Origin of the sequence: Seonamhaeicola algicola (assembly GCF_007997385.1) — a bacterium.
GTDB lineage: Bacteria > Bacteroidota > Bacteroidia > Flavobacteriales > Flavobacteriaceae > Seonamhaeicola > Seonamhaeicola algicola.
Genome location: NZ_VOSC01000002.1, coordinates 1 through 1,079 on the forward strand (window position 1 = coordinate 1; position 1,079 = coordinate 1,079).

Consider the following 1,079-nt stretch of genomic DNA (forward strand, 5'->3'; position numbering starts at 1 on the left):
TGGCCGATTTTCTTCCCGCACAAAGCCTAGCCTTAACCGTTGTAGCACATATGAAAAACAAGATATTTTACGGGTTGATTTTCATAATTTTTATCGGATGTGTAGAAGTAAAAAAAGAAAGAGAACCTGAACAGAGTACAACTAACGAATTGAATAAAATTAAACCTATAGATTTAAAAAAATGGTCGGAAATTCCACACGTTTCCGGAAGATTAGCAACCGAAGAAGATATTAAAAATGGTAGTGCAACTTTTAGAATTGATAATAAAGGTCAAGAACATAAACCATTAAATATAAAAATTCCATCATTGGCATATCATATCGACCAAGAGACAAATGAAAAAATACCAGTCATTGTAATTCAAGCAGAACAAGTCGGTGATAAAAAAGTTATTGGAATAAGATATTTGGACGGAACAGATGGCGTTTGTCTTTTATTTGAACTTGAATTTGTAAATGATTTTGATAAATGACCAATAAAACACCAAAATATATAGGAGACCTTTTAGAAAGGTATGAAAAAGGAGAACGAGAATTTCCGAATTGTGAATTCCAGAAACACGATAATCTTCAACATCTGACTTTAGATGAATCAAACCTTCAAGGCTCCGTTTTTTTTAGTGCGGATTTTACAGAAACCAGTTTTCGAAATTGTAATTTAAAAAATTGTGAATTTAAATGCTGTAAATTCGAAAGAGTTGACTTTACAAATGCCGATTTAAGTGAAAGTTTATTAAGTGGAGCTGAATTTATTGACTGTAAGTTTTCTAATACCAAATTTGATGGAGCTAATTGGTATGGACATACTATCACAACCGATGAATTTATGACTAAAATAATAAAATAACGTGCTACAACACGATGTATAAAACATAGCTAATAAGTGTTTAACCGAAAGGTTTTGTATATTTAGAAAGTCCGCCAAATTTTTAATTTGGCTTTTAGAATAGAAAAATTAAAAAACAAAATATAAAAATTCGACTCTGTGTTTAACCGAAAAGTTAGTGTCTTTTTTCACGCTACGTTTCATACACAAGCCCGTTGTGGTTAATTATGAGGAAACTAACATACATATTAAT

General features: G+C 30.7%; 2 protein-coding genes. Both read left to right on the forward strand.

The window, feature by feature from the left end:
* Positions 1 to 473 (forward strand): hypothetical protein (locus FUA26_RS15620; RefSeq protein ID WP_186826825.1); only part of this gene is annotated, 473 nt, incomplete at its 5' end.
* Positions 470 to 847 carry a pentapeptide repeat-containing protein gene (locus FUA26_RS00010; protein ID WP_147130236.1) on the forward strand — a complete coding sequence of 126 codons (378 nt, stop codon included), beginning with the start codon at positions 470 to 472 and terminating at the stop codon, positions 845 to 847. The genes FUA26_RS15620 and FUA26_RS00010, both read left to right, overlap by 4 nt.
* Positions 848 to 1,079 lie beyond the last annotated feature (232 nt).

What these genes read in the sequence shown, in the direction of transcription:
- FUA26_RS00010 (WP_147130236.1), top strand. Translation starts at nt 470, where the DNA reads ATGACCAATAAAACACCAAAATATATAGGAGACCTTTTAGAAAGGTAT.